This is a genomic window from Sutterella wadsworthensis 2_1_59BFAA, assembly GCF_000297775.1.
Taxonomy (GTDB): domain Bacteria; phylum Pseudomonadota; class Gammaproteobacteria; order Burkholderiales; family Burkholderiaceae_F; genus Sutterella; species Sutterella wadsworthensis_A.
In genome coordinates, this window is sequence record NZ_JH815513.1 from 1 (window position 1) to 7285 (window position 7285).

Below are 7285 nucleotides of genomic sequence, written 5' to 3' on the forward strand. Positions count from 1 at the left end.
ATGCCTCCTGACCGCGGATGTATTTCAGTGAAGCCCTTTCTTCAACTTCGATTATTGTTGAAAGCGGTTCTTCTGGTAGAAGTCTGAACGAAGTCACTAGCGCGTTCCGCGCTAAAGATTTGGACGGGATCGAAGACTGATGACAGCTAATTGTGCGCGAGTCGATGTAGGCTCTCGAGCGTCTCTCTAAGCGCTTTCCTGGCAGGAGAATGGGGAATTTAGCCTATTCGTGCGCCAACACGCGACGCCGGAGCTTCAGACCATCGAGTTACGTTTTCAGAATGTGGCTTCGCCACGGAATTGAATGAGGGCGCGCGTTTGGGTTTGCGCGCCCTCAGGGGGAAGCTGTACCCTAAAAGCGACACCCAACCCTTGCAAAAAGGGAGCTGACCATGTATCAGAACACGATCCCATCCACCACCCATGACGGCGTTCTGAAGGTTGCAGCCGAAGCTGAAACTCTTCTGCAGCCGACGGCGGTCTTGATCTCCGGTGATGATCGGTAGATTGATGGTGAAGGATTTCGTGCTCATGGGAGTACCTTAGCACAGGGGGTGGAAAGACACACGCCTTTCATCGGGGACAACCAAATAGATCGGAAGAGAGAGGTTTGCCGCATTCCTCCATCCGAATGAATTCGGAGGCTTCCTGCGGCTATTTCTGTGAGCTCGAGTGACTTTTCAGAAAAAAAGCCCGCAGCTTCGGACTTGAAGCGGCGGGCTTGTTGTTGTCCCGTTCAGGGCTGCCGGGCGGCGGGAGCCTGAGTCGGAACGGGCTCGGGTGCGACGGGCAGAACGGCCCTGTCGCCAAGCCTCTTCTTCGTCTGATTGAGAAGCTGGACCATGTAGGCGGCCACGTTGTCGACCGTGAGGCCGCTGCCGGGATTGGCGCGGCCCGACGCCTCGAGGGCGGGCACGCTGTTCTCGAAGGTCTGGAACCGAACGGCCTCGATCGCGCGGGCATTCGTCCTCACCTCGTACGTCACGACGAAGGAGCAGGCCTGCGGGCCGTCGCCCGGCATGAGCAGCCTCGGCTCGCTGCCGAAGCTCCTCACGCCCGTCTCAAGCGACTTGACGAGCGGTTCGCTCTTGACGTCCTCGTTAACGAGCACGCAGACGACGGAGAGGTCGACGGGGCGCTTCATCGCATCGGCGGGAATGGCCTCGGAACCGCCGCCCGAAAGCGCGGCGCAGCCCGAGAGCAGGAGCGCCGACAGGGCGGCCGCCGCAGCGCGGGATAATGAGGTTGTGTTGAGAATGCCGGTCATGGACGTCGTGTGTTGTCTAAAGGATTGCCCATACTAGCAGAGGAAGGCGCATCCTGCGTCGCCGTTGCGTTTTCTCGGCCAGATTCTGTCGCCCCAACACCTCATTTCGGGTAAGATGAAATCTGCGGGACGGGAGCGCAACCTCCATCCGCATCCCGCTTCATTTCATGATTCAATAAAAATGGCCGGACGCGCGCCGCCTTCGCCTCCTCCCCTTGGACGAGCCGGACGCTCCAAGCACAACCATAATAACTAGGATTTCACCGTGCACGATCCTGCGAAAATCGACAAGCCCCTGATCCGCGTCATCGACGATGACGACGCAATGCGCAACTCCTGGGCCTTCCTCATTGAAGGCGAAGGCTGGGACGTCAAGACCTATGCCGACGCCATCACGTTCCTTTCCTCGAACGACTACATCCGCCCCGGCTGTCTCCTCCTCGACGTCCGCATGCCGCACATGTCCGGCCTTGAGCTTCAGCTCAAGCTGAGGGAAGCCGGCTGCGACCTGCCGATCATCTTCATTTCCGGCCACGGCGACATCGACATGGCCGTCAACACCCTGAAGGCGGGCGCCATCGACTTCCTTCAGAAGCCCGTCGACGACCAGCGCCTCCTCAAGACCATTGAAAACGCCGTCTCGCACAACCTCGCCCAGCGCCGCGGCAAGCGCGAAGTCACCGACTTCCGCAACCGTCTCGAGTCGCTCACGCAGCGCGAGCGCGAAGTCATCCGCATGGTCGCCCAGGGCTACTCCAACAAAGAGGTTGCCCGCGAATACGGCATTTCGGAAAAGACCGTCCAGGTCCACCGAGGCTCCGCCTACCGCAAGCTTGACCTGCACAACGCCGCTGAAATCGCACGTCTTCTCATGCTGACGGGCGATCCGCTTTAAAGCGACAGCTCTCACCAAATCCCGTCCGGAACAAGGCGTTCGGACGGGATTTTTGCATCCTGCCCGCACGCTCGGAAATATTTACGGTTTTCGTCCACCCGTCCCAGCTTTTTGAGGCATACTCTCTCAATCCCGCCATCTGGACGGCAGGAGACGCTCCGTTGAAGGCTCCCTCAGGGTCGAGCGCCGGAGGCTCCCGGACCGTGCCGCAGGCCATCGGTTTTCAGTTTTTTCAGGCATTTACCTTTTTGGGAGATCCCATGCTCAGCGATATTGAAATTGCTCAGGCAACCAAGCTCATTCCGATTGACCAGCTTGCCCACGAGGCCGGCCTCACCGACGCCGAGTTCGAGCCGTACGGCCGCGACAAAGCCAAGGTCGAGCTCGACGCCTCCCGTCCCGACACGGCCAAGCTCATCCTCGTGACGGCCACGTCCGGCATGCCCGCAGGCTCCGGCAAGACCACCACGTCGATCGCCCTCGCCCAGGGTCTCAAGCAGCTCGGCAAGAAGGCCGTACTCGCCCTTCGCGAACCGTCCCTCGGCCCGGTCTTCGGCATGAAGGGCGGCGCTGCCGGCGGCGGCTACTCGCAGGTCCTTCCGATGGAAGCCATCAACCTGCACTTCACGGGCGACTTCCACGCCATCACCTCCGCCAACAACCTCCTCGCCGCTCTGATCGACAACGCCCGCCACCAGGGTCAGGTCGAGCTCAAGGAAATCTTCTGGCGCCGCGTCATGGACGTGAACGACCGCATGCTCCGCAACATCGTCACGGGTCTCGGCGGCTCCGCCAACGGCATCCCGACGGAAGCGGGCTTCGACATCACGGCCGCCTCCGAACTCATGGCCGTCCTTTGCCTCGCCACGGACCTTGACGACCTGCGCGCCCGCATCGACCGCATCGTAATCGGCACGCGCCGCGACGGTTCCGCCGTCACGGTTCAGGAACTCGGCGTGGGCGGCGCCCTCGTCGCGCTCCTCAAGGACGCCATCAAGCCGAATCTCGTCCAGTCCATCGAAGGCAACCTCGCCTTCGTGCACGGCGGTCCGTTCGCCAACATCGCCCACGGCTGCAACTCCGTCGCCGCCACGCGCGCCGCGATGAAGCTCGGCGACTACGCCATCACCGAAGCCGGCTTCGGCTCCGACCTCGGCGCCGAAAAGTTCTACAACATCAAGTGCCGTGCGGCCGGTCTCAACCCCGCCGCCGTCGTGCTCGTGACGTCCACCAAGGCCCTCAAGTGGCACGGCGGCGTCCCCCTGCCCGAAATCGGCAAGCCCAACGCCGAAGCCCTCAAGAAGGGCCTCTGCAACCTCGACGCCCACGTCGAGAACCTCAAGCGCTTCGGTCCGAACATCGTGGTCTCCATCAACCACTTCCACACGGACCTTGACGAAGAACTCGACATCATCCGCAACCGCTGCGCCGAACTCGGCGTGCGCGTGGCCCTCTCCGACGGCTTCGCGCTCGGCGGCAAGGGTGCCGTCGACGTTGCCCGCGCCGTGATCGAGGCTGCCGAGGACGTGCACCCGCTCAACTTCACGTACGAGGCCGACGCCCCCGTCATGGAAAAGGTCGAGAAGATCGCCAAGACCATCTACGGCGCTGCCGCCGTCGAACTGGCTCCTGCCGCCGCCAAGGATCTCAAGCGCCTGCAGGACCTCGGCTTCGACCGCCTCCCGGTCTGCATCGCCAAGACCCCGTTCTCGTTCTCTCACGATCCCAAGCTCCTCGGCGCTCCGAAGGGCTTCACGCTGCCTGTCCAACGCCTCATCCTCAATGCGGGCGCAGGCTTCGTCGTCGTGACGACGGGTGCGATCATGCGCATGCCCGGCCTGCCGAAGGTTCCGGCCGCCATGTCCATCGACGTCAAGGACGGCAAGATCACCGGTCTCGCGTGATCCGTCTGATACGACTGGTTGAAACAGCATGACGAAGGGCCCATGCAGCAATGCACGGGCCCTTTGTCTTGTCATGCCATCGGCTGTCGGGGCCTCGAGAACATTCGAGCGGGCGCCCTGCCGTCTGAAAAACAAAAGCCCGAAAAGACAAAACCCCGGCTTCCTTGGAAACCGGGGTTCTGCAATTGCGAGCCTGACGATGTCCTACTTTCACTGGAAATACAACCAACTATCATCGGCGATAAGGCGTTTCACTGTCCTGTTCGGAATGGGAAGGAGTGGTACCGCCTCTCTATGGTCATCAGGCAATGGCTTTTGTCTGCTTTCGCAAACGATTTTGATGATTTTATCATAAAACCGAGTGTCTGTCGACGGCATAAGTCCCAATCATACAAAACTATGCTTGGGGTCAGTTTTTGGCTACATTGACCTCATGACCACACCAATCGGAGAGGAGCCGACCATGACACTGAACAAATCTCTCGTCTGTCTTGCAATAGCGTCGCTTTCCATTCCCGCCATGGCTGCGCCCGTCACGACCGAGGGCGCGGGCGTCGGCAAGCACGGCGACGTGATCGCCGCAGTGACCTTTGACGGCGGCAGGATTCAGGCGATCGACATCAGAAAATCGAACGAGAACCCGATCCTCGCGGGCAAGGTCTTCACCGAAATGAAGGACGCGATGATCAAGCACAACACGGCCGACATCGATGCCGTGACGGGCGCGACCGTCTCGTCGGACGCCCTCAGGAACGCCGTGAAGGAGGCTGCGGCCAAGGCGGGCGTGACGCTCGCGGGCCCGGTGGCCCTTCTCAAGCGCGCGCCGAAGGTGCCTGAGACGAACGTCTACGACGTCGTGGTGATCGGTGCGGGCGGCGCGGGCTTCTCGGCCGCCATCACCGCGAGCGACGCGGGCGCGAAGGTCGTGCTTCTCGAAAAGATGCCCAACGTTGGCGGCAACTCGCTCGTTTCGGGCGCGGAAATGGCCGCTGCGGGCAACTGGGTCCAGAAGAAGCTCGGCATTGAAGGCGACAGCGTTGAACTGCATTATCAGGACACCATGAAAGGCGGCGACATGAAGGGCGATCCCGCCGTCGTGCGCACCATGGTCGAGAATGCGCTTCCCGCCGCCGAATGGTGCCGGGACGTCATCGGCGTCGAATTCCAGGAAGACAACCTCTTCTTCTTCGGCGGCCACTCCAAGAAGCGCTCGCTCATTCCGAAGGGCGCCACGGGCCTCGACTTCATCACCAAGTTCAGCGCTACGGCCGAGAAGCGCGGCATTCCCATCATCACGAACATGAAGGCCGAGGAGCTCGTGCGTGACGCTTCGGGACGCGTCACGGGCGTCAAGGCCACGATGGACGGCAAGAGCTATACCTTCAGCGCCAGGAAGGGCGTCGTGATCGCGACGGGCGGCTTTGCCGCGAACGTTGCGATGCGCACGGAGGCCAACCCGTTCTACGGCGACGGCTTCAAGACCACGAACATGCCCGGCGCCATGGGTGAAGGCATCACGATGGCGAAGAACATCGGCGCACAGGTCGTCAACATGGGCCTCATCCAGACCTATCCGATGTGCGACCCGAACTCGGGCGCCATCGAGCTCATCGACGACGCTCGATTCGAAGGCGCCATCCTCGTCAATCAGGAAGGCAAGCGCTTCGTCGAGGAACTCCAGCGCCGCGACGTGATGAGCAAGGCCATTCTCGAGCAGACGGGCAAGTACTGCTACGCGATCTTCAACGGCGAGATCGAGAAGCGCTCGCACGCCATCACGCACCATCAGGACGAGGTCGAGGTCTTCACCAAGACGGGCATCCTGCACAAGGCCGACACCATCGAGGGCATCGCCGACTTCTTCAAGATCCCGGTCGACAACCTCAAGGCCACGATTGCGCGCGTCAACGAATTCGCCAGGACGGGCAAGGACCTGGACTTCAACTACCGCAGCCGCTTCGTCGACCTCAGCACGGGACCGTACTGGATCTACAGAGGCGTTCCGAGCGTGCACCACACGATGGGCGGCCTGAAGATCAATCCGAAGGCCGAAGTGCTCGACGCCAACGACAAGCCGATTCCCGGCCTCTGGGCTGCGGGCGAAGTGACGGGCTGCACGCACGGCACGAACCGCCTCGGCTCGAACGCCTACACCGACATCATCGTCTTCGGCCGCATCGCGGGTGCGGAAGCCGCCAAATAATGACGTAGGCTGAAGCCTGGTCGACTTATACTTAAGTGGATCTCCGGGCCCGTCCTCCGAGTGGAGACGGGCCCGGATTCGTTTCATCGTCAGGGGATTCACATGGCCACGAAGGGCGAACAAAGCAGGCAGCGGATTCTGGAGGCGTCCAGAAGCATCATTCTCGAGAGCGGCATCGGGAAGCTGAGCCACGGCGCGATCGCCGAGGTGCTCGACATCTCCAAGAGCGCCATCCACTGGCACTTCCCCACGAAGGACGATCTGCTCAAGGCGCTCATCGACGACTATCTCGAGCATCTACAGGCTGAGGAGAAGCGTCATGAGACGCCCTTCATCGCCTCGGGCCTCAGTCCCGAGGACGCCGCGCTGCCCGCCATGCGCCTCTGGTATCTGGACTTCAGGGAGAACCGCGCCGGCTGGGTCGGACTCGGCTCGCAGCTTCTGAGCCTCTCGTCGCGCCATCCCGCCCTCGTCGAGCCCATCCGCGCATGGTACAAGTCGCTCTACGACAGGATCGGCCGTTCGTCGGCCGACACCGTCAGGGGTTACGTCGCCATGATGGTCTTCGACGGCTTTTTCAACTCGTCCAAGATGGGCGTCATGACGCTTTCGGACGAGGAGATGGACGCCATGCAGATGCACGTGCTGCGCGAGGCCTATGCGGCCCGCCCCGACATGCTTGAGGTCATCGAGGCCGTGATCGGCAGCGGCGAGCGCATGTGATTCCGAGCCGGTCGAACGATTCCTGACCCGCTCGGCCGCACTCCGGCGTTTTCTGACGAGAAGGCCCTGCCGCAAGGCGGGGCCTTGCGCATTTTGCTGCTCGGGAAAAACAAGAACCCCGGTCTCTTTCGAAACCGGGGTTCTTGGAATGGTGAGCCTGACGATGTCCTACTTTCACTGGAAATACAACCAACTATCATCGGCGATAAGGTGTTTCACTGTCCTGTTCGGAATGGGAAGGAGTGGGACCACCTCTCTATGGTCATCAGGCAAAGGCTTTGCTGCGCGAGCAG

Annotated in this window: 5 protein-coding genes and 2 rRNA genes; 4 read left to right on the forward strand and 3 right to left on the reverse strand. The window is 61.5% G+C overall.

All coding sequences use genetic code 11. The features are described 5' to 3' along the window. Nucleotides 1-736: 736 nt before the first annotated feature. A complete protein-coding gene (locus HMPREF9465_RS00005; protein ID WP_005432880.1) occupies nucleotides 737-1267 on the reverse strand; it encodes a hypothetical protein in 531 nt (176 codons plus the stop codon). A gap of 265 nt (nucleotides 1268-1532) precedes the next feature. Here HMPREF9465_RS00005 and HMPREF9465_RS00010 point away from each other — a divergent pair, with 265 nt between their 5' ends. Together HMPREF9465_RS00010 and HMPREF9465_RS00015 are read left to right on the forward strand one after the other, a co-directional pair. Continuing rightward, on the forward strand, nucleotides 1533-2162 hold the full coding sequence (locus HMPREF9465_RS00010; RefSeq protein ID WP_005432881.1) for a response regulator transcription factor: 630 nt from the start codon (nucleotides 1533-1535) through the stop codon (nucleotides 2160-2162). A gap of 260 nt (nucleotides 2163-2422) precedes the next feature. Further along, nucleotides 2423-4066 carry a formate--tetrahydrofolate ligase gene (locus HMPREF9465_RS00015; protein WP_005432882.1) on the forward strand — a complete coding sequence of 548 codons (1644 nt, stop codon included), beginning with the start codon at nucleotides 2423-2425 and terminating at the stop codon, nucleotides 4064-4066. A gap of 191 nt (nucleotides 4067-4257) precedes the next feature. Here the strand turns inward: HMPREF9465_RS00015 and rrf (HMPREF9465_RS00020) are convergent. Beyond that, nucleotides 4258-4372: ribosomal RNA gene (gene rrf / locus HMPREF9465_RS00020) — 5S ribosomal RNA — on the reverse strand. A 157-nt stretch (nucleotides 4373-4529) separates the two neighbouring features. Between rrf (HMPREF9465_RS00020) and HMPREF9465_RS00025 the strand changes: the two genes are divergently transcribed. Together HMPREF9465_RS00025 and HMPREF9465_RS12020 are read left to right on the forward strand one after the other, a co-directional pair. Beyond that, nucleotides 4530-6269, forward strand: coding sequence for a flavocytochrome c (locus tag HMPREF9465_RS00025; RefSeq protein WP_005432883.1), 1740 nt, complete (start codon nucleotides 4530-4532; stop codon nucleotides 6267-6269). A 102-nt stretch (nucleotides 6270-6371) separates the two neighbouring features. Then, a complete protein-coding gene (locus HMPREF9465_RS12020; protein WP_005432884.1) occupies nucleotides 6372-6992 on the forward strand; it encodes a TetR/AcrR family transcriptional regulator in 621 nt (206 codons plus the stop codon). A 155-nt stretch (nucleotides 6993-7147) separates the two neighbouring features. Here the strand turns inward: HMPREF9465_RS12020 and rrf (HMPREF9465_RS00035) are convergent. Beyond that, nucleotides 7148-7262, reverse strand: a 5S ribosomal RNA gene (gene rrf / locus HMPREF9465_RS00035). Between the last annotated feature and the right edge of the window lie 23 nt (nucleotides 7263-7285).